At 63.3% G+C, this 19700-nt stretch carries 25 protein-coding genes; 11 read left to right on the plus strand and 14 right to left on the minus strand.

Features of this window, described 5'->3' with window-relative positions; translation table 11 throughout:
• Positions 1 to 68 precede the first annotated feature (68 nt).
• The gene (locus tag EJP67_RS34000; protein WP_240650777.1) at positions 69 to 374 is read left to right on the plus strand and encodes a hypothetical protein; all 306 of its coding nucleotides are present in this window, start codon (positions 69 to 71) and stop codon (positions 372 to 374) included.
• Here EJP67_RS34000 and EJP67_RS24930 read toward each other — a convergent pair.
• The gene (locus tag EJP67_RS24930) at positions 367 to 1842 is read right to left on the minus strand and encodes an HD domain-containing phosphohydrolase (protein ID WP_126024406.1); all 1476 of its coding nucleotides are present in this window, start codon (positions 1840 to 1842) and stop codon (positions 367 to 369) included. The genes EJP67_RS34000 and EJP67_RS24930 overlap by 8 nt on opposite strands.
• Before the next feature lie 165 nt (positions 1843 to 2007).
• Here EJP67_RS24930 and EJP67_RS24935 point away from each other — a divergent pair, with 165 nt between their 5' ends.
• Complete coding sequence (locus EJP67_RS24935; RefSeq protein ID WP_126024408.1) at positions 2008 to 2595, plus strand: DUF308 domain-containing protein; 588 nt, start codon at positions 2008 to 2010, stop codon at positions 2593 to 2595.
• Between the two features lie 72 nt (positions 2596 to 2667).
• On the opposite strand, the gene EJP67_RS24940 is transcribed toward EJP67_RS24935, so the two are convergent.
• From EJP67_RS24940 to EJP67_RS24955, 4 genes are all read right to left on the minus strand, one after another.
• Entirely contained in the window at positions 2668 to 3159 is a 492-nt protein-coding gene (locus EJP67_RS24940) for a hypothetical protein (RefSeq protein WP_126024410.1), read from the minus strand.
• 42 nt (positions 3160 to 3201) lie between these two features.
• Positions 3202 to 3654 (minus strand): hypothetical protein, encoded by a 453-nt coding sequence (locus EJP67_RS24945; protein ID WP_126024412.1) that lies wholly within the window; start codon positions 3652 to 3654, stop codon positions 3202 to 3204.
• A gap of 275 nt (positions 3655 to 3929) precedes the next feature.
• Positions 3930 to 4274 carry a hypothetical protein gene (locus EJP67_RS24950; RefSeq protein WP_126024413.1) on the minus strand — a complete coding sequence of 115 codons (345 nt, stop codon included), beginning with the start codon at positions 4272 to 4274 and terminating at the stop codon, positions 3930 to 3932.
• A 64-nt stretch (positions 4275 to 4338) separates the two neighbouring features.
• Entirely contained in the window at positions 4339 to 4899 is a 561-nt protein-coding gene (locus tag EJP67_RS24955; RefSeq protein WP_126024415.1) for a hypothetical protein, read from the minus strand.
• Between the two features lie 184 nt (positions 4900 to 5083).
• On the opposite strand from EJP67_RS24955, the gene EJP67_RS24960 reads away from it, so the two are divergent.
• Entirely contained in the window at positions 5084 to 5593 is a 510-nt protein-coding gene (locus tag EJP67_RS24960; RefSeq protein WP_126024416.1) for a hypothetical protein, read from the plus strand.
• Positions 5594 to 5699: 106 nt separating this feature from the next.
• Here EJP67_RS24960 and EJP67_RS24965 read toward each other — a convergent pair whose 3' ends face one another.
• Positions 5700 to 6116, minus strand: a complete 417-nt coding sequence (locus tag EJP67_RS24965) for a hypothetical protein (protein ID WP_126024417.1) — start codon at positions 6114 to 6116, stop codon at positions 5700 to 5702.
• A gap of 553 nt (positions 6117 to 6669) precedes the next feature.
• On the minus strand, positions 6670 to 7437 hold the full coding sequence (locus EJP67_RS24975; RefSeq protein WP_126024421.1) for an alpha/beta fold hydrolase: 768 nt from the start codon (positions 7435 to 7437) through the stop codon (positions 6670 to 6672).
• Positions 7438 to 7492: 55 nt separating this feature from the next.
• Here EJP67_RS24975 and EJP67_RS24980 point away from each other — a divergent pair, with 55 nt between their 5' ends.
• Positions 7493 to 7894 carry a helix-turn-helix domain-containing protein gene (locus tag EJP67_RS24980; protein WP_126024422.1) on the plus strand — a complete coding sequence of 134 codons (402 nt, stop codon included), beginning with the start codon at positions 7493 to 7495 and terminating at the stop codon, positions 7892 to 7894.
• Positions 7895 to 8295: 401 nt separating this feature from the next.
• Here the strand turns inward: EJP67_RS24980 and EJP67_RS24985 are convergent, their stop codons facing one another.
• Entirely contained in the window at positions 8296 to 8784 is a 489-nt protein-coding gene (locus EJP67_RS24985) for a TcpQ domain-containing protein (RefSeq protein WP_165909695.1), read from the minus strand.
• A gap of 483 nt (positions 8785 to 9267) precedes the next feature.
• On the opposite strand from EJP67_RS24985, the gene EJP67_RS24990 reads away from it, so the two are divergent.
• The 4 genes from EJP67_RS24990 (at position 9268) to EJP67_RS25005 (ending at position 14189) form a co-directional block, all read left to right on the plus strand.
• A complete protein-coding gene (locus EJP67_RS24990; protein WP_126024425.1) occupies positions 9268 to 9951 on the plus strand; it encodes a response regulator transcription factor in 684 nt (227 codons plus the stop codon).
• 45 nt (positions 9952 to 9996) lie between these two features.
• Positions 9997 to 11769 carry an ATP-binding response regulator gene (locus tag EJP67_RS24995; RefSeq protein WP_126024426.1) on the plus strand — a complete coding sequence of 591 codons (1773 nt, stop codon included), beginning with the start codon at positions 9997 to 9999 and terminating at the stop codon, positions 11767 to 11769.
• A 348-nt stretch (positions 11770 to 12117) separates the two neighbouring features.
• A complete protein-coding gene (locus tag EJP67_RS25000) occupies positions 12118 to 13248 on the plus strand; it encodes an NHL repeat-containing protein (RefSeq protein WP_165909696.1) in 1131 nt (376 codons plus the stop codon).
• 122 nt (positions 13249 to 13370) lie between these two features.
• A complete protein-coding gene (locus EJP67_RS25005) occupies positions 13371 to 14189 on the plus strand; it encodes a hypothetical protein (RefSeq protein WP_126024430.1) in 819 nt (272 codons plus the stop codon).
• 63 nt (positions 14190 to 14252) lie between these two features.
• Here EJP67_RS25005 and EJP67_RS25010 read toward each other — a convergent pair whose 3' ends face one another.
• From EJP67_RS25010 to EJP67_RS25020, 3 genes are all read right to left on the minus strand, one after another.
• Positions 14253 to 14687 (minus strand): VOC family protein, encoded by a 435-nt coding sequence (locus tag EJP67_RS25010; RefSeq protein WP_126024431.1) that lies wholly within the window; start codon positions 14685 to 14687, stop codon positions 14253 to 14255.
• Positions 14688 to 14708: 21 nt separating this feature from the next.
• Complete coding sequence (locus EJP67_RS25015) at positions 14709 to 15323, minus strand: hypothetical protein (RefSeq protein WP_126024433.1); 615 nt, start codon at positions 15321 to 15323, stop codon at positions 14709 to 14711.
• Positions 15324 to 15390: 67 nt separating this feature from the next.
• Positions 15391 to 15783: a DUF7668 domain-containing protein gene (locus EJP67_RS25020; RefSeq protein WP_126024434.1), complete on the minus strand. Its 393-nt coding sequence runs from the start codon at positions 15781 to 15783 to the stop codon at positions 15391 to 15393.
• A gap of 156 nt (positions 15784 to 15939) precedes the next feature.
• On the opposite strand from EJP67_RS25020, the gene EJP67_RS25025 reads away from it, so the two are divergent.
• Positions 15940 to 16596: a dihydrofolate reductase family protein gene (locus EJP67_RS25025; protein ID WP_126024436.1), complete on the plus strand. Its 657-nt coding sequence runs from the start codon at positions 15940 to 15942 to the stop codon at positions 16594 to 16596.
• Between the two features lie 12 nt (positions 16597 to 16608).
• Here the strand turns inward: EJP67_RS25025 and EJP67_RS25030 are convergent, their stop codons facing one another.
• The 3 genes from EJP67_RS25030 to EJP67_RS25040 form a co-directional block, all read right to left on the minus strand.
• Positions 16609 to 17502 (minus strand): DMT family transporter, encoded by an 894-nt coding sequence (locus EJP67_RS25030; protein ID WP_126024438.1) that lies wholly within the window; start codon positions 17500 to 17502, stop codon positions 16609 to 16611.
• 111 nt (positions 17503 to 17613) lie between these two features.
• Positions 17614 to 17904: a DUF1330 domain-containing protein gene (locus tag EJP67_RS25035; protein ID WP_126024439.1), complete on the minus strand. Its 291-nt coding sequence runs from the start codon at positions 17902 to 17904 to the stop codon at positions 17614 to 17616.
• Positions 17905 to 18010: 106 nt separating this feature from the next.
• Positions 18011 to 18469 (minus strand): response regulator transcription factor, encoded by a 459-nt coding sequence (locus EJP67_RS25040; protein ID WP_240650784.1) that lies wholly within the window; start codon positions 18467 to 18469, stop codon positions 18011 to 18013.
• Between the two features lie 302 nt (positions 18470 to 18771).
• Here EJP67_RS25040 and EJP67_RS34005 point away from each other — a divergent pair, with 302 nt between their 5' ends.
• Complete coding sequence (locus EJP67_RS34005) at positions 18772 to 18972, plus strand: helix-turn-helix domain-containing protein (protein ID WP_240650778.1); 201 nt, start codon at positions 18772 to 18774, stop codon at positions 18970 to 18972.
• Positions 18973 to 19060: 88 nt separating this feature from the next.
• Positions 19061 to 19699, plus strand: coding sequence for a Crp/Fnr family transcriptional regulator (locus tag EJP67_RS25050; RefSeq protein WP_240650779.1), 639 nt, complete (start codon positions 19061 to 19063; stop codon positions 19697 to 19699).
• Position 19700: the final 1 nt, after the last annotated feature.

Here is a 19700-nt window from a genome sequence, read left to right on the forward strand (position 1 = left end):
CGAGCTGCCGCCCTCGCTTGGACTCGGGAGCGGTGGTTTCCACAAACCGCACCTCTTGGAGGCCATCGATGGCTGCATCCGCTCGCGCGTCCGCGCGTGTCTCTTCATTCCCCGACTCTCAAGAATCCACCGGCGTCGAATCGCTTGCGCTGCAGGCCTGCGATGACATCGATAGCCTGCACGAAGTGCGGCACGCCTACGCCGGCCTCGAAAGGCTCATCTGCCCGCAGCGCGTGAACGATGCGGAGGAGGTCTGCTCCAGCCGCTCCGAACTCAGCGCGCTGGTGCGCGTCGTCAACGACGAACTGCGCCGGCGCATCGAGGCGGCCGAGGGCACGCTGCGGTCGTTGCGTGCCGCCGTTGCTGCTAGATGAGTCCCCTGGTCGCGGCTTTCAGCGTCGCGGCCGCACGGGTCGTGCATCCGAGCTTCTGGAACACGCGCTCGACATGAGTGCGCACCGTGCTCGGGCTGATGCCCAGCACACGGGCCACTTCCTTCGTGTTGTGGCCCTGGCTGATGCAACGCAGGACTTCGAGTTCGCGCTGGGAAAGGGACGCATCGGCCTGTGCCGGCACAACGGGCTTTGAAACGCTGCCCGGCTGAACGCATGCGAGCAGCGCCGTGACGACTTCCTGATCGAAGCGGCCTGCCTTGGCGTCTTCCTTCATGCAGTCGAGCGCCTGTGCCTGCGTGAGTTCCGGCCGCCATGGACGTCGGGTGCGGTGCGATTGCCACTGCTCGGCCGCGGCGACGATCTGCCCCTCCAGCGGCATCGCCGAGCCCGAGCGGCCGCGGAAGTGGCCCGAGCCGTCACGCCGCTCGAAGGCGAAGGATGCGATCTCCGCTTCGGCTGCGAGACCGTCGATCTGCCCGGCGGCGCGCGAAGTCCAGTAGGGCACGAGCCGCACGCGCTCCAGCGACGACGCCGGCAGCGGCTCGGGTGCATTCCAGATCGCGTTGGGAACCGCCGCCCGACCGATGCCGTGGATCAGGCCGGCCTTGTACGTGCGGTGGCATGCGGCCTCGTCCAGACCGAGTTGTGCGCCGCAATCGCGCGCCAGGCTGGCCACGCGGCGCGAGTAGCCCGTCATCCACGGCAGCTTGAGGTCGATCACATCGCCGACCAGTTCCAGGCCCATGCGTCGCAGCATCGATGCGGGCTGCTCCGCGGGCTCGGTCCATGGCGCGGCGGGGGAATCCAGCTCCTTCATCCATGCCGGGGCGAAGGGCATGCTCGCATCGACGAGGAAGGCCGGGTAGAGACTGTCCGCACGTCCGCGCGCCACAGTGAGCGCTTCATCGATTCCGTAGAGACGCCCGAAGATTTCCAGATCGCTCGCCAGCGCCACCACGTAGGTCGCAAGCGGAACGTCTTCGCCCTGAAGCACGCCGGGCACGCCGCTGCCGTCGTAAGCCTCGAACACCGTGCGCAGCGCGGCTTCGGTCTCGCGGCTCAGCCCCAACGTGTTCGCGATGTCGCCGGCAATCTCGCAATGGATGTCGGCCATGGCCAGCACGGCATCGGGCACCGGCCCGCTGATGTGCGGCTGGCGCATGCGGGGTGCCCGCGATGCGAGCAGCGCTTGCCGGCCCTGTACATCGTCTTCGAGGAAATCCGCGAACTCCTGCGCATTGGCTGTGCAGCCCGACCAGCGCAACAGCGCGACATGCCGCACGGCCTCGACCTGCGACGCCTCGCACCCGGCCTCGGCGGCGATCTTCCCGGCCAGCCAGGCCGTGCGCAGCGAGTGGTCCGTCGGCTGGCCCATGCTCAGGTCGCCGATGAAGGCCAGCGCGCGGACCGCGTCGAAAACGGTGATGGTCGTCGTGTCGTCGGACATGGGGGCAGAAGGGAATCGCGGCGGCGGGCACCCAGCATCGCACAGTTTTTCGGGGCTCTGTCGGTCATCCGACGGATACCGCGTGCGGCGGGGAGGGAAAAGAATGGGTGCGTCCGTGCCGTTCACTCGATAGACGGCGATCTTTTCTCCTTTTCATTCCTCATCATGTCCGACCCCTTGAAAACCGAATCCCAGCGAGCCACCTGGTTGCGCAAGTACTACCTCGTCCGTGCCGCCTTCTCGTTCGCGTGGGTCGCGGCGGTCTTCACCGTCGCGAAGCAATCGCCCGCACTGGCGACCGTGCTGCTGATCGTCTACCCCGCATGGGATGCGTTTGCGAATCTGCTGGATGTGAGGATGACTGGCGGTGCGAAGGCCAATGCCACGCAATTGCTCAACATCTGGATCAGCGCACTCGTCACGCTGGCGGTTGCGGGCTCTCTGGTGTTCAAGCTGCAGATCGCGTTGGCGATCTTCGGGATCTGGGCGATCGTTGCAGGGCTGCTGCAACTGGCTACGGCCATTCGTCGCCGCAAGGACAACGGAGGGCAGTGGGTGATGATGCTGAGCGGGGCGCAGTCGGCGCTCGCTGGTGGGTTCTTTGTGGCGCAACAGGGGAGCGGTGCGCCAGTGCTTCAGACCATCGTGGGGTACGCGGCGGTCGGGGCCGTGTACTTTCTGATTTCGGGGGTGATGGTTCTGGTTCGGGAGAGCAGGCGGGGGGCTCGGGGGCTTGCTTCTGGGGGCGGTTGATGTCGACAGGGTGCTGGAGCGTTGGGCGGCAGCTTGGGGGCCGAAGCGGCCGCTAAGAACGTCCCAGCCCTGTCAGCGTCTCCAGCAGTCTTCAAGCTCATGAATGATCTCGATACCGCCGGTCGAGTACCGGCTCGATGGTGCATACATTACGGTGAATACCGCAGTGTCCACATCAGAGTCGCTTTTGGTGAAACTCACATAAGTTCGCGCAAGTGCGGCGCCTTGAACACCGGACTTTTCGACCGCGCTTTTAAATACTTCTCCACGCGCCAGTGCGAGGGCGTGCTCGCTGTCGTCGGATGTGCCTGCGTGTCGAGAGCTTGCAGTGACTTGGACGGACATATCGAGAACGCATTTGGGTTTTGCGGTCGGCTGTTTTATATCTTTCGATTCGCTCTCAATTTTCGCTTCTTGACCTGCTTGAAAATGAAGCGTTCCCGGAATGAATCTCGCCTCGATGAAATACCTCGCAGGCGATATGCACCACGCTGGTGTCGCGCATAGCAGGAGAAGCGCGAGGCCGATCGGACGCCTTGGCAGGTATCTGTTGATGCTCAGCATGGTCGGTTTGCCTCAGCCTGCGTAGGTCTGGTTTTGGCCGAATTACGGCCTTGGGCATGAAAGCGTGACCAGGGCAAGTTCACCATCACGGAACTCGTAGTGCACCCAGGCTTCAGGGCGCTCATGTCGGACCCAAGATGACTTGATGCCCAGGAGAGCATCGTCAACATGCCCAGTGGAATGACGAACTCCCGCGGCCTTGGCTGCACCCTCTGCATCCTCAAAAGAACCAAAAAAGGGTACCCCAACGTCGCTTGTTGAGATGGGGGTGAACCCGTCAATTGACGACGCATAGCAGAAGACCGTCTTCAGCACTTGGTGCTGGTCAAATCGGACCGCAAATCCGGACATCTTCGTTTCGGCCCAGTACTCGTCCTCGGTGCCCTCGCGTAGGCGGTCGAAGCCATATACGACATCGCCGACCTGATAGTCCTCCATGAGTTGAAGAATCTCTTCGTCTTTTAGCTTTTTGCCGAGCAAACTAGTCAATGTCATGCGGATTTATTGCTTAAAGCGCAAAGGTGGTCGAATTCTGCATGGCCGTGGCCAAACGTCGCTACGTGGCGATTTGGCCCAGACGGCCGGATGACGGCTTCTGGTCGGGCTCAGTCAGTCTTTGACCCGCTCCAAAGTAGCGCCAGTTTGAGGCGTTTGATGAGTCTTCCCCACATCGACCGACTCTTCGGAGTCTGCATTTTTCCCGCCCCTTTGTTGAATCAAGAAACTGAGCTCTGCTGAAAAGCGACTGCATCTGGCGGAAAGTGGGTGGTCTACGGTTGCTCAGGCAGCACGATTTCGGGCTCACCGTACAGGCTGGCGCTGGCACAGCGAACGACAAAGCCGGCGGTCGCATCGGACAGTTCGAAGCCGCGCGCCCCGTGCTGCCGACTGCACGTCTTTATGGTCAGGGCAGACTGCTCCCATCTAACAGGGCCGGCCAGGTAGGTGCAGTAGAAGAGCGAGAGTCCCACAGGTTCCTCAGACGCAGTTGGATGTTCGAGGCGCAGAATCAGTCGGTCGTGGTCATCGCGGTACGAATTCAGGGACACCGCGCCGCCGCTCCAATGCTCCAGATACTTTTGAAACTCCTCGACGTCGCACGCTTTTACGGTCATGAATGTCTGCTCCTCGTCGAATTCTGCGTCGACTGGAAATGTCCGCTACTGGCCGCAAGGCGCTCTACGCCCAGAACCACATCATGCCGAGGTGAGCGCCGCAAGCGCGGTCGAGAAACTCATTCAAGGCCCTGACGTCTGCAACCGCATCCTGCACGAGTTCTTGTTCGTCACTCCCCATCTCAGCGGCGTAGGCGTGCGCCCGTGCCTCGACTGTGACCACATCCAAGCCGCGCAATGCTGCTCTGAGCTCGGCTACCTGCGCCGCCCGAAACCCGTGCGCATGTCCAAGCCCTACTTCGCCAAGCTCGACTGCGAGCCCGAGCATCTCTCCCCTGTACCTTCCCCCGACGTTGGGAAAGTTCGTGACTCCTTCAACCTGGGCAGTCGTTCCGTTAAGGACGAAATAGAGCCCGCCCCTTGAGTAAAGATGCGTGCAGGCGATCTCCGATTCCGGCCAGGCGCAGCCGACCTCGACATCGACATCGACCTCCTTCGTCACCTCGCGCTTCGAGAACCAAGAGCCGACCTTCTCAGTCGAGGTCATCTTGGGGCGCCGGCCATCAAGGAAATCGCGCGTGTGCGACGTGTTGGCTCGCAAATGGTCCAACTGCGCATCGCTCACGGCGCACAAGTTCAGGTCATACCCCATCGCGTTCCTTCAAGTTAGGCGGTTGGTCTGAGTGTCTGGTTGTGGCCGAATGTAGCTGGACAGGTCGCCTGTACAAAGGGCCCGAAGCAGCCGGTCGCTAGATCCAGAAGCTGCCGTTCGAGTAGAGTAGTTTGCCTGCCAGCATCATCGAACTGCCATGCCAAAGACCTTGCCCAAAACCATCTGCCTCGTGACCTCGGGAATGGGCATCGTTCTTCACTCTCCGTGGGCGACTGCGAGCATCGCGCAAGGCGAGGACTTTCTCACCAGCAGGTTCAGCAATCCGACAGATGTTGCCGAGTTGGTCAATTCATCGAGAATCGCCGCGTTTTGCACCGGTTCTCCTGGTGCATGGCGTTTGCATCTGCGTACTGACCCGCCTGACGAAACCGCGCTAGTTCAGGCTGACTACAAGGTTCGACTGGGCATCGAGGTACGTGATGGCATTCTTCAGATTCGAGACCTGTTCGAGCTGATGTCCTGGGACGCCGCCTGCGATGATGAACAGGTGATTCAATTGACCGATGGGTTCTACCGGATCACCGCGTACACGTCGCCTCCAGAGAGTGGAATTCTCGGTGATGACCAAGACATCCACCTCCACCTAGAGGCGGTCTCTGAGCCCGCACAGCTAGTACACCGCGGCGTACCGCAACTCTGCGACTGAGCCTTCAAATCGCGCTCATGAAGGGCCGCTCTTGGCCGGATTCTGTCGATGAATGCGATCTTTCGGTTATGGCCGGGGTATGTCGCTGGGACAGACCCCTTGAGGCTTAGATTTCGAAGTCACGTATGCCGCCTTGAAAGATCCATTTCGGCGGCCACGCATCAATTGAGGCGGTGTCCCGCACCCAGTCATAAGAGTGACTTCCTACCAAGACCGTGTCCAGATGCACTCTCGCGGCCATTCCATCAATGCGGGCAAGGAGTTGCTCAAACTTGTCTAACCATGCGGGCCAATCAAATTCAACTTCCTTGAGTGAAGCCGCGAAATGGATTAGCCGATACGTGTAGTCGATAGCTACTCGATCGCTCTGCGATACCGAGAACATGTCGCGCACCAGAAAGGGCCATCCGTCGGTTTCGGGTAGGCCCGCGACGGCTGCGAGGTTCAACGAGTCGGCGTCAACATTGCCACGTCGCCCTTTGAAGCAGTCGATTACCCCGTACACAGTGCTCTGATGTCCCATGTTACCTCGCTTGATTGTCTATGTCCGCTATGAGCGCTCTTGTTGTGAGTGACGGCTTATGGCCGGATCCTGCCACACCTATATCGGCGCGCCACCCGGCACAATTCGCCGCGACATCGCTACTCGGCTTTGCCACTTGGCAGCATGCAGATTGTGGCGAGATACGCTTGCTGTTCGACATACCACCCCGACGGATAGTCCTCTCGATCCCATGGTTCGTCGCTCTCGTACGTTCCTCTGCCGAGAAATTCGTAGTAGACGTTCATCGCATCGAGATGACATCTCGCCCAGAAAACCCATACACACGTGCTCTTTCCGAGCAGGCGTCTAGCTGCATCGCCGGCAGGTCCGAGCGCGATACAAGTCTCAAGGCCTTCTTCATCAATCCAAACCTCGTGTAGATATCCCCTACGCGGTCGGAGCTGGTCATGCGGTGACATCGTCATCTGGAACGCCTGGTTATGGACGCATGCTGATTGGGGTTTGAAGGGCTGCTGTTGGCCGAATGTAGCCGGTCGCGCCGCTGTCGTGAACGGGCCCAACGCAGCCGTTCTCAGGCCGACGCCGGCCTTTCGCCGTGGCGCGCGGTTGCAGCGTCGACACGTCGCAGCCAACGCACCAGCGCCGCAACGACCGTTGCAGGCTGCTCTAGGATCGACATGTGACCCGCCTCGGCCACTGCCACAAGCTCGGCGTCCGGCAGAAGTGATGCCATCTCCTGGCTCAGGCTGAAGGGAGTGATTTGGTCCTCACGCCCGCATACCACTACGGCGGGAACGTGCAGGCGAGGCAGCAGGTCACGGGTATCGTCCCGGTTCATTGCGGCCCGTTGCTGCCGGACAAAGCCCTTGCTCCCCACGTTGGAAGCCATGTCGAGCAGCAGGTGGAACAACTCCCGGTCCTGCAGCCTCGATGCGTGAACGATTCGCGCGGCAAACCCTTGAGCGACCTGAACGAAGGTGGCAGTGCCCGCGCCTTCGGCGCCGTCCACGGCTTGGATCATCCTCTCTCGTGCCTGCTTCACTTCCTCGGTGTCGGCTCGGGCGCCCGTGTCCAGGAGGCCCAGCCCGGCAATGCGGCCGCCCGCCTGGCGGCAAACCTCCTGCGCGACGTACCCACCCAGCGAAAACCCTGCGACCGCGAATGATCCGGCTGGCATGGCCGCTATCGCATCGCGAGCCGACTCGACGATGCTGTCATGCAGCTGCGTAGGAGCGACATGCAACGTGCGCTCTCCGGCGATGGCGGTCGTCAGCGGACTCCAGATTCGGGCGTCGTTCATCAGACCGGGGAGGAGAAGAATGGGCGTCGGGTGGTTCATGACCGAGGTTATAACTATGCAGTTGGATGCATAGTCAAGACGGGGTACACGACAGATGTGGATCACTGAATTCGCGCGCCGCGCAGGAGTGAGGCAGACGACCGTCAGGCACTACCTGCGGGAAGGCCTGCTGTCGCCGCGTACCGGGCCCGCCGGCGGGTCGCGGCCTTACCTGGAGTTCACCGAATCCGACCTGCGCCTGCTCTCGGCCATCCAGGCGGGCCAGGCTCTGGGCCTCTCACTCCAGGAGATCAAGCTGCTCATCGGGGAGCGGCGTTCAGGAAGCGGACACGCCCGGATGCTCAAGGCCTTGACCGTGCAGCGCGACAAGTTGCGTGGCAGGGCTCTGGAATTGCAGGCGATGCTCACCTTCATCGAACGAAAGATAGCTTGGCTCGAAACGGGCGCGAAGGGGCCGCCGCCTTCACACCCAGCCAACCATGCCGCAAAGAGATGAGGTGGGGATGCGATGTCAGCTCATGGCCGCATTCTGCCGTCACCCAGATGTTCGCCGTACTTCGCCAAATCGCATCCGCCGAAGGTCGCCCTGCGATTCAAGTTGACCGGATTCGACAAGCAGCCCGACCCGCTTCGCGAAGAAGGCGTCGGGAACATCGCTTGGGAGGTCTCGCATCGACAAATCGCCATTCCGGCCACGCGTGCGACTTTTCTCAATCGCCGGAGACTTGCGAGAGAAGTGCCGTATCGAAGAGCGCCAGTTCAGCTTGAGACAGCTTTGCAACTCACGCACCCTCTGCAGGCGAAAGCTCGGCGTCGTAGGCGGCCGACTGTAGTTGCAGAAATGTCGACGCCGCACTCGCGGAGCCGTCAATGCATCGCTTCAAAGGAGCGCAAGACCTACTGCGGCCTTTCCTGATCGCTCACCCGAAGAACGGTGCCGTCCTCCGAAAACTCGAGCAGCAGCGGCGCATCGAGCATCTGATACTTCTGCGCGAGCTGAAACAACGCATCCTTGAACGACCCGCTGAAATGTCCGGCGCGTACCTCGGGTGTGAGGGTGTAGTCGCGAGTGCTGTCCCAGCGGACCTCTACGCCCACGGTGGAGCCCCAGTGCATGATCACGCGACGCAATGATTCATCCTCGATGGGCCACTGAGCGCGAACCGCACGGATTCTTCGCTCGGCGAGCGAGGCGGCCTCTGCCGCGGGCGTACTGGCTGCGGCGCTTGCAGGGACAACTTCATCCGGCCCCGGGAGCGCGACGCCTGCGGGCATGTCTCGCGATATCTTTTCCACCTGAACCCCCGCCGTTGCGCCGGCGAGCGTCGCGGCAAGGCTCATGCTGATGCCTACCCAGATTGATGGACGCAGCAGAGCCTTTCTCATCGGCGAGTCCGTGGGATGCAAGGAGTTTGGCAAGTGGTTGAGGAGCAGCGGCGCAGAGCCCGATGGGGCTTGGCCAGGGAAGCAGTCCCGCATTTTATCCGGCGGCATGGAGCACGGGCCCGCACGCGAGGCATCAGGTCTGCAGGGCGAGTGCTCCATGCTTACTGAAGCGAGGCGTTCTGAAGGCATATGTCTTCTTGCGTATGCCTTCCTATTTGCGAGGCAACCGAACTCCGGAAGGGCGAGCACGTCCGGCATCGTGGTCAGGCATCTGGAGTCGGCGAGAGCGATGCTTCTGACGCTTCTCTCCTCTGTGAAAGCTGGTATCGAACCGTTGGAGATCAACTTGATCGCCAGCCAGATCCGCAGAGTTCATGCGTCGCCAGGGCAAGAGAACAGCCGCCGCAGCAAGCAACAGCGCCCTGTTCCTCATGACTTTGGTCATTTCAGCTTCGCAAACATCAGAACTAAGATGCCCGCACCATGGCCAACGCTGCATCACTGTCTTCGCATGCCGCACCGCCGCGTAGCGAGGCCGGTGCCGCCATATCGGCGCGGGGCATCCTGGTGGTCGACGACCACGAGCTGGTGCGCCTGGGCCTTCGGGCGCTGCTGCTGGCCGAGACCGCAAGCGTGCCGGTGCATGAGGCACGCAGCCTCGCCGACGCATTGCGCTTGTACGAGTTCCATATCTCGTCGCATCTCCTGGTGCTGCTCGATCTCGATCTGCCCGATTCTCAGGGCCTGGATACGCTGGTGCGCTTCAGGCGCGCCTTTCCCGCATCGCGCGTGGTCGTGCTTTCGGGCAAGGACAGCCATGCGCTGATGCAGGGAGTGATGGCGCTCGGGGCTCAGGCCTTCCTGCCCAAGACCGGTCATCTGGGCGAGGTGTTGCGCTATGTGAGGGACAACGATCTGGTCGCCCAGCCGGGCTCGCAGCCTGCGCCTGCGGTCTCGATCTGCGCAACACCAGTACCAGCCGAGTTGCAGCCGCAGCTCAACGCGCGTCAGGTCGAGATCCTCGACTGGGTGCTGTCCGGCAAGTCGAACAAGGAGATCGCGCAGCTGTCGCATCTGACCGAAGGCACGGTGAAGAACCATGTGTCCACCCTGCTGTTGCTGTTCGGCATGCGCTCGCGGGCCCAGCTCATCAGCAGCCTTCGGTGAGCTGATCTCTTTGCGTCATGCGGCCTTCGATGTGGCGATGCCTGCATGAATGACCTGCATCCGCCCGAGCTGGCCCAGCGGGTGCTGCGCGAGCAGGTGGCCGCGGTCCATGCCAACGCGCCTGCGGCCTATCTTGCGGACTTCCTCACGGCGCAATCGCTGGGCATCGGCCTGTTCCTGGCCACGTGGCGCTGGCAAGTCCTGCTGTGGATGGCGCTGCACCTGGCGCTGACGCTGCGGCGCGCCTACAGGCGCTATCAGCGCAGCCCCGATGCGGCGGAGCACCCCGAGTACTGGGCGCGCTTCAATGCGCGCAATGTGCTGCTGCGCTCCTGCGTCTGGGGCCTTGCGCCTTGGTTGTGCGTTCCGGCGGGGCGCAACCTGGGGCTCTGGGTCATGGTCATCGTCATGATGATGGGCGGCTGCGCGGGCGGAGCGCTGTCGCTGGCGGTTCTCAAGCGCAACATCCCGCGCTTCATCGTGCCCAGCATGGCCAGCCTTACCCTGGCACTGGCTTGGCGAGGCGACAGCACGCACCTGTTCCTGGCCTGCGGCTGTCTGCTGTACATGTGCGTGATGATCATGTTCGCGCTGCAGCATCACCGGTTGCTGACCGCTTCATTGACGATGCGCTTCGAGAAAGAGGCGCTGGCTGAGCAACTGAGCCACCAGATTGCAGCCACGCAGCGCGCCAGCGAGGAGAAGACGCGCTTTCTTGCTGCGGCGAGCCACGACCTGCGCCAGCCCATGCATGCCATCGCGCTGTTCGGAGCCGTCATCGAGAAGAAGCTTCGCGGCAGCGAGGATTGGGATCACGCTGCGCGGCTGATGGATGCGGTCGGAACGCTCGGCGATTCGCTCGACACGCTGCTGGACATCTCGCGGCTGGATGCCGGCGAGGTGGCGCCGCAGATACGGCCCGTGGAGCTCAATCCACTGTTTCTCGCGCTCAACAATGTGTTTGCGGCACAGGCGGCCGACAAGGAGCTGCAGCTTCGCTTGCGCGCCACGCCGTGCTGGGTGCTGAGCGATCCGCAGCTGCTGCAGCGGCTGCTGTCCAATCTCGTCGACAACGCGCTCAAGTACACGCAGCGCGGCGGCGTGGTGGTGGCCGCCCGTGCGCGAGGGCCGGTGGTGTGGATCGACATCTGCGACACCGGCATCGGAATTGCGGACGAGCACCTCGGCCGGATCTTCGACGAGTTCTACCAGGTGGGCAATCCGGGACGCGACCGGGCGCGAGGGCTGGGCATCGGCCTGTCCATCGTGCAGCGTATCTCGCGCCTGCTGGCACATCCGCTGCAGGTGCGTTCGCGCCTGCATCGCGGCAGTCGCTTTCGCCTGGTGCTTCCTGCGGTGTCGGCCTTGGGTGTCGCGCCATCCGCTGCGCGCCAGGGCGCTGCCTTGCCATTGCCGCATCGCGTGCTGATCGTCGACGATGAAGTCGCGATCCGCCAGGCCGTCTCCGGGCTTTTGCAGGCCCATGGCGTGACCATCGATGCAGTGGCTGGCGAAGCCGAGGCTGAGGCCGTGCTGTCGCACGCCGCACATGGCAGTGCCCCTGTCGAAGTGCTGCTGTGCGATGTCCGCCTGGCCGATGGTGCCGACGGACTGGCTGTGGCGCAGCGATTGCGCGCGCGCTTCGGCCCCGGCCTGCAGGTGCTGCTGATCACCGGGGAAACCGCACCGCAACGACAACAGCAGATGCGCGACTCCGGGTTGCAGGTGCTGCTCAAGCCGGTGGCCGCCGAGAGGTTGCTGCAGGCCCTTTCAGCGTTGAAGCGACGCGATTCGACGGACACTTCCATGCACTCCTGAGCATCTTTTTTTCTGCGCAATCCGATGACCTTCGACACTGGATTGCGGGAGTTACGTTCCCTAACGTGAAGGCCTTCTCGTTCACTCCACTTGAAAAAAGGAAGGCCCATCATGATTGCCACTCGTACCGTTTCCCCTGCATGGCGTGCACCTGCCGCGCTGCTCATGACGAATCTCCTGCTGGCCGCCTGCGGCGGTGGCGGGGGAGGAGGCGGCGGGTTCCCCGGGTTCGCTGTGGCCCCCGCGCCCGCGCCCGCTTCGCAGGGAACACCGGCGCCTGCGCCCGCACCGGAAGACACCACACCTTTCATCACGACGCAGCCATCGGATACCACTGTTGGCCAGGGTGTGTCCGCCACGTTGAAGGTGCAAGCCGTGCGCGCCACGGCCTATCAGTGGCAGCGCAGCGACGATGGCGGCACCAGCTGGACGGATATCTCCGGGGCCACTGGAGACAGCTTCACCACTGCCGCGAATCAACTGGCCGACAGCGGCCAGCAACTGCGCGTACGGGTGACGGGCGCAGACGGCAGCGTGACCAGCCATGCCGCCACGCTGACGGTCAAGCCATGGGTCGCCAACGTGCTGGCGACCACGGGTGTGAGCTACAACCATCCCTATCAACTGCTTCTGGATGCGAGCGGCGCGAACCTCTACGTGGCCATGGGCGGCAATGGCTCGGTCTACAAAATCGACACGGCCAGCGGCAACGGCACAGAGGTGACACCAGGCACGACCATGAATACGCCGTATGGCCTGGCGCTTGGAGCCGATGGCACGCTGTACGTGAGCGACCAGCACCGCATCAACAAGATCGCCCCCAACGCCACGACCTTCAGCACCTGGGTTGGCGACAGCACGAGCGGCTATGCCGACAGCCCGGCCACTCCGCTGTTCCACAACCCCGCCAGCATTGCGCTGGACAGCGCGGGCAACCTGTTCGTGGCAGACACGGAGAACAAGCGCGTGCGCAAGGTCGCGGCCGACGGCACCACCAGCACGCTTGCGGGCGACGGCACGCAGGCCTACCTGGACGGAGTGGGCACGGCCGCCCAGATGGCTCGTCCGCAGGGCCTGGCGATCAGCCGCGATGGCAGCACGCTGTACGACACGGACACCGACAGCCCCTGCCTGCGCAAGATCGACGTGGCCAGCGCCACGGTGAGCACGCTGTTGGGCGATTGCGCCAACGGCAATGCGGGCGCCGGCGTGGTCGACGGCACCTCCGCTACGCCGGCCAAGCTCGGCTATTCCTACGGCGTGACGGTCGACGCGAACAACAATGTGTTCCTGACCCAGGCATGGGATGGCGTCGCGCGCGTGGTCTCGCCATCGGGTGAGATCAGCACGCTGCGGGACAGCAGCGGCACGGCCTTGGCGTTCAACTTCCCGATCGGCGTGGCCGTTGCCGGCGACGGGACCATCTACGTGGGCGCATCGAACGGCAACCAGATCTTCAAGCTCACGCTTGCGCCTTGAGCTCTTCTGAAGTCCCGAGGGCCAGGCATCCGGTCAGCCTGCCGGCCCTATAGTGTTGGCAACCCGGAGTGCGCCGGCTCATCAAGATCGCCGGCCGCTTCGACGAAGTCAACACGAGACACATGAAGAAGAGACTTGGCATTCCCCTGTTCGTGATCTGTTCTTTCCTGGCGGGCTGCACATCGGCATCTGACCTGGATCGAAAGGCAGACCGCACGCAAAGCCCCTCCGCGGATGCACGCTGGCTGACGCTGATCGTGAAGGCTGCGGATGGTGTGGAGCCCCAGCCCGTCACGCTGCAGTACGCGTCTGAGAAATGCAAGGAAGCGACGCACTACGGCGTTGGCGGCCAGTCGCAAAGCGGCACTGCCATGATGCGAGCCTTGAACTTCGAGAAGGTCGAGCTCGTCAGGGAGGCCTCGGGTAACGCCTACAAGGCGCGCTTCGCCATCGATGCAGGAGGTGCTTGCCAGTGGAAACTTGTATCGCTGGAAACTTCATTCAAGTACCGCAGCAACCATCGGCTGGTCAAAGGCAGGGAAGTGATCTCGCATGGAAACGAGTTCAACTTCAGGAGCGCGAAGGATGCCATTCGCACCCCGAACGTGAAGGCGGAGTTCGCGTACTTCCCTGTGATCCTTGTGAAGGACGATCCTTCGAAGAATGAACTTCGGCTGCGGCCCAAGTCACTCTTCTTTCCGCCGAACCTCGATCCCTCGGCATCTGGAACCATGACCCTGGAAGTGAGAGTTGTCGAAGACATGGCCATGACGGTTCGCGCCGACCCTCAGGAGGGCCACCGCTATCTGGTGACCTACCCCGACGGTGCGACGGGGACGAGTCCATACCTCGATACGGTAGGTGTGGAGGATGAGCGGATGCAATGCCTGCTTTCTGCAGGCAAGAAGTCCTGCGCCGAGTTAGGCCCTCGAAGAAGATGATGCGTGAGTGCTTTTATCAGAGGTCGCGCGCAGGGTTGCATATCTTGCTGATCGAGCCGGTTCTTACCCGAGCTGCTCGGCAAGCCCGACGATGATGCCCTCGGGCCCGCGAATATATGCGAGCCGGTACGACTCCCCGTACTGCATCTGGCCGATGATCTCCGCGCCATGGGCCTGCATCCGGTCAACGACGGCATCGATGTCGTCCACGCCGAACATGATGCGGCGAAGGCCCAGCGTGTTCACCGGCGCATTCACGGGGCCGAACCTCACCGCATCCGGCGTGTGGAACTTGTCCAGCTCGATTCCTTGCCCATCCGGAGTCCGGAGCATCGCGAGGGTGGCGCGAACGTCTCCAAGCCCTATGAGGCTGCCGACGGAAGGCCCTTCGACCGTGGTCTGGCCTTCGAGCTCCAGACCGAGTTCGACGAAGAATGCTTTCACCGCTTCCAGGTCATCGACAACGATCAGGATGTTGTCCATTCGCTTGACTGCCATGTCTCCCACTCCTTTCATCGATCAGGTGGAGTTCGCGAGCAGTGCCTTGGCCCGCGCCAGCAATTCCTTGGTCGCCTTCTTGGCCGGGCGGCGTTCCGCGATCTTTGTGGCGAGCCGTTCGACGATGGGCCGATGCTCCATGCCGATGGCGATCTCCAGCAGTTCTTCCTGATGCGGGTGGATCGCCGTGTAGTCCCTGTCGACTTCGGCGCATCGCGACACGGCTTCATCGAACAGTTGCGCAAAGCGCTCCGGCTCTTGCCGGGCATTCAGCAGCAGCTGGTAGAAGGCCCACTCGACCATGTGCCTGTCGTTCGAAAGTCCGTTTCCGGCCCAATCGAAGGCGATGGCCTGGCGCAGCAATGGTTCCGCGGTCTCGATCTCCGCTGCGCGGTTGAACGCGATGCCCGCCCGCACGAGATGGTTCATCGCCTGATTGGGCCTGGACTGATCCGCGCGATGCTCGGCATCGGCTCTTTCAGCTGCAAGGCAGAAGAGCAGGGCTGCCTCCGCATGGAATTGCCTGTCCTGGCGGTGATGGGCGCGGGTGGCCACATCGAACGCGGAGAAAGGCGCGCCGGCTTTCTCCTTCATCAGGTCGCGCGCCGCGTCGCGGTCGAAATTCGGCAGGTTCATTGGTGGATGAAAAGCGAAGAGCGAGTTGTGTGGTGGCCGTACGGGGCTGCCGATGGCCGAACGGAAACTACATGACGTGAATGTCGTTCAACCGCACCGTCAGCCCATCCGGGCCTTCTTCGATGTAGAAGGTCGCGGTGAGGTCGGAGGCATATCCGTCGATGTTCAGGTCGTACCATATCTCGCCGATGCTGCCATGGCCATCATCCTGCCAGCGCGTGACTTCCTTTCGCTGGTGGATGTCGGTGGGTTCGCCGTTCAGCGTGACCTTCTGGCCGGCGCTGCATTCGCAGTACGACTTGATGACCTGCCGGATCAGTTCCGGCGTCCATTGCATCGATGGTTCCTGCGCGGTGAATCCGAAGGCTGCCGCGTAGTCTTCGGCTTCCAGGAGCCTTGCCCATTCGTCTGCGAACTTGATGAGGTCTTCATCGGAAGCGGAGATTGGTAGGTGAGCCATGGCTGCGAGTGCGAGGGTATGAAGTCCTGAGTTGCTGGCCGATTGTTGTCCATCAGAGGGCGGACAGGGTGCTCACTCTCGCCCCTTCGCCCGGGAAATCTGCTCTCGGCTTGCGAGGTCTAAACTGTCGCTCCGCTTTTTGCAGGAGACGACCCCATGTCCCGATTGCTTGTGCGCAGCTTCGGTGTTTCGCTGGACGGCTTCGCGGCCGGCCCCGATCAGAGCCTGGAGCACCCACTGGGTGTTCGCGGTCCCGAACTCATGGACTGGTTCTTTCCCACGCGCGTCTGGCAGCAGATGCAGAAGACGGGTGAGGCCAATGGCGAGACCGGCATCGACAACGAGATCGCCGAGCAGGGCTTCGCCGAGATGGGCGCCTGGATCCTCGGGCGCAACATGTTCGGCCCGGTGCGCGGCCCCTGGCCCGACGAAAGCTGGAAGGGCTGGTGGGGCGACGAGCCTCCGTACCACGTGCCCGTATTCGTGCTGACCCACCATCCCCGTGCGCCGCTGACGATGAAGGGCGGTACTACCTTCCACTTCGTCACCGGCGGCGTCCACGATGCGCTGGCGCAGGCGCGGGCCGCCGCGGGCGGGCGCGATGTGCGCGTGGGAGGCGGCGCGGCCACCGTGCGCGAATACCTGAAGGCCGGGCTGATCGACGAACTGCACCTTGCAGTGCGCCCGGTACTGCTTGGCAAGGGCGAGGCACTGTTCGCGGGCCTGGATCTGCCGGCGCTGGGCTACCGCTGCGAACGGCAGGTGGCGGGCGAGCGCGCCACGCACATGTTCCTGAGTCGCGTCGCGCCCTGATACGTTATCGGCTCAGGCTGCCTGCTGATTCTCCCGCGCGGACTTCGGCGCCTCGCTTCGCGCCAGCCACAGCCCGCTCGCGATGATCAATGCGCCGCCGCCCAGCGTCCAGGTGTCAGGCGCGGTCTGCCAGAACAGCCAGTCGATCAAGAGCGCCCATGCGAGCGCGCTGTATTCGAAGGGGGCGATGGCGGCGGCCTGGCCATGGCGGAAGGCCTCGGCGATGGCCAACTGGCCAAGGAAGCCACTCATGGCCAGGCCGGCGAGCACCCACGTGTGCTGGGGCTGGATCGGCACCCACTGCGGCGCCGACAGCAGGCCTCCGCCCACGGCCATGCCGATCGTCGTCCAGAAGACCAGCGCGGCGCTCGGCTCGGTACGGCTGATGAGCCGGCCCAGCATGTTCGACAGCGCATAGCAGACCGCGGCCACGAGGATCGCCAGCGCACCCGTCGAAAGGAAGGCTCCCTGCTCGGGCCGCAGCGCGATCACCACCCCTGTGAAGCCCAGCCCGATGGCGACCCAGTGCCGCGGCAGTATCGATTCGCCCAGCATCGGCACCGCGATGAGCACCATCAGCAACGGCGCGATGAAGGTGAGCGTGTAGGCCTCTGCCAGGCCCAGGGTCTTCAGGCCGTGGACGAAGAGCACGAGCATCGTCATGTTCAGCACGGCGCGCAGAAGATGCAGGCGCCAGCGCAGCTTGCGGTTGAAAACGCCGCCCATCTCGCGCCGCCAGGCGATGTACATGCACACCAGGGGCAGGGCGGTGAGGCCGCGCAGCGCCATCACCTGCAGCGGCGGATAGTGCCCCGCCAGGGTCTTGAGCATGGCGTCCATGCAGGCAAAGAAGGCGCAGGCCAGCAGCATTGCGGCGATGCCGCGCAGGGTTCCGGTCGGTTGCATGGGGTTGTCTCCCGGCGGTGGCCGGATGTGGAGGCTCAGCGAGGGCCGAGCACGATGTCCGACTGCAGGGCGTACTCGACGCCCTCAAGACTTCAGCAGCTCAGAGGCCGATCACAGTCCCTCGACAACCCGCAGATCCCGCTCGGCGCCATCACCCAGCGCAGCAAGCGCCGCCTGGTATTCAGGGCTGTCATGCGTGGCCGTGGCCTGCTCGATGCTGTCGAATTCGATCAGAACGGTGCGCTCCGACAGGCCGTACTCGTAGACCTTCGTGGGCAGGCCGCGTGCCAGGAAGCGGCCGCCGCCTGCGGTGATTGCCGGGGCTGCCAGCTTTGCGTATGCCGCGAGCTTGTCGGCGTTCTTGATGGCGCGGTATGCGCTGACCCAGTAGGCTTTTGCCATGTCGGCTTCTCTCGTTTTGGTTGGGAGCGGGCAATATAGCTTGCCTGTTTGCCCTCCGCTTGAAAGGGCCGTTGCGAGAGAGCGGGCGTGGCTGCCTGCAGACTCCTCAGCAGAGCGCTGAACTCTGCGTGCGAACCACGGCGACCGGCGCGCCCTCGTCGCGCCACATCAGCAGTCCTCGCTGCATTGCCTCCCGCACGGCCTGCGTGCGCGAACGCACGCCGAGCTTGCGGTACATGCTCTTCACCTGCGCCTCGATGGTGTTGATGGAGCGGTGGGTCGCGTCCGCGATCTGGCGGTTGGTCGAGCCGCCCGCGATCATGCAAAGCACCTTGAGCTCGCGCGACGACAGCGGGGCGGCGGGGGCGTCGGACGCTGGTTCGCATCGGGCCGCCGAAGACGCGATGGCGCCAAGGATGCCCTGCGCGGCGCGGGCCGCGGCCGGTGCGTCGCCCGTCTCGATCGAGCGAAGCAGGAACGCCAGCTGAACTTCGCTGGCCTGGGTGAACAGTTCGCACAGGGCGCCGGCCACCGCCATGGCGTGGGCGGAGTGGCCTGGGTGCATGGGCACGGCGATTTCCTCTGGGGCGTGGAGGGACTGCATCATGAAAAGTGGTGGAAGGCTGCACTGGCCTGCGGCTGGCGGATCGTTGTCTTGTCCGGGGCGCCGGAGAGCGAAGTCGATGGTATTAATCGCCTTGCCCTCGCGCACCTGCTTTCGGGGCGCAGATGTGCTGCGCATCACATTCCGGTGCAAAGAGTCTCGCAGTCCCCGAACAGGCTCCAGCAGCGCATCGGTTCGAATGCTGGTCAGGCGGCCGGCGCCTGGAAAGCCCCCGCTGCGGGAGCCGTACTGTTTAACGGGGCGTGCTGCACCAGCTCACGCAACTGGCGCGCGTGCGCGAGGGCGGCTACGACAAGCGCATCTCGCAATCGATGATCGCCTCGTACTCGGGCCTGTCGCGCGAGGTGGTAAACAAGACCATGCGCGACATGGAGCAGCGCGGCCTGCTGCGTCGCGATGCGCATGCGGTGCATGTGATGCATACATTTGCGCAGCCTGCCTGAGCGGATCGGATGCACGGCCTCCCATGTTTGTGTGTTCCCTCGAAGCGGCCTTGGGAAGCACCATTCGATGATGTACCTACATCCCCTGATGGCGAGTCTGCCGCTGGCGGAGCGCACCAAGCTCGGCGAGTCCACCCGCCTGCATTCCTACAAGCGCAACGAAGTCGTGTTGGCCGCCGGCGATTCGACCGACCAGATCTACTGCGTGGCGAGCGGCTTGCTGCGCGTGGTTTCGTTGAACCAGCGCGGCGACACGGAGATGACCACGGAGTTCATCGGACCCAACGACTTCTTCTTCCATCTGTCGATGCAGGAAGACAGCTACTGCTCGAAGAAGACGCTGGTTGCCGCACTGCCTTCGTCGGTGTACCTGATTCCGGTCGGGGAGATGCGCAGCCTCTGCAAGAGACATCCGGAAGTGGCGCTCGGCCTGCTGGGCCTTGCGATGAAGCGCATGAGCACGCTGCGGGGCCAGTTCCACCGCATCTCCGTGCACACGGCCGAAGACTCGGTGCTTCGCGTGCTGCAGCAGCTCACGCGGCTCGCGCCCGCGGGCGAGCAAGGCTATGACAAGCGCATCACCCAATCGGTGATCGCCTCTTATTCGGGACTGTCGCGCGAGGTGGTCAACAAGACCATGCGCGACTTCGAACTGCGTGGCCTGGTGCGCCGCGACGATGACGGCGTGCACGTCGCCAACGATTTCGCGACGACCGACTTCGCCTGAA

It is taken from the genome of Variovorax guangxiensis (assembly GCF_003952165.1).
Taxonomy (GTDB): Bacteria; Pseudomonadota; Gammaproteobacteria; order Burkholderiales; family Burkholderiaceae_C; genus Variovorax; species Variovorax guangxiensis.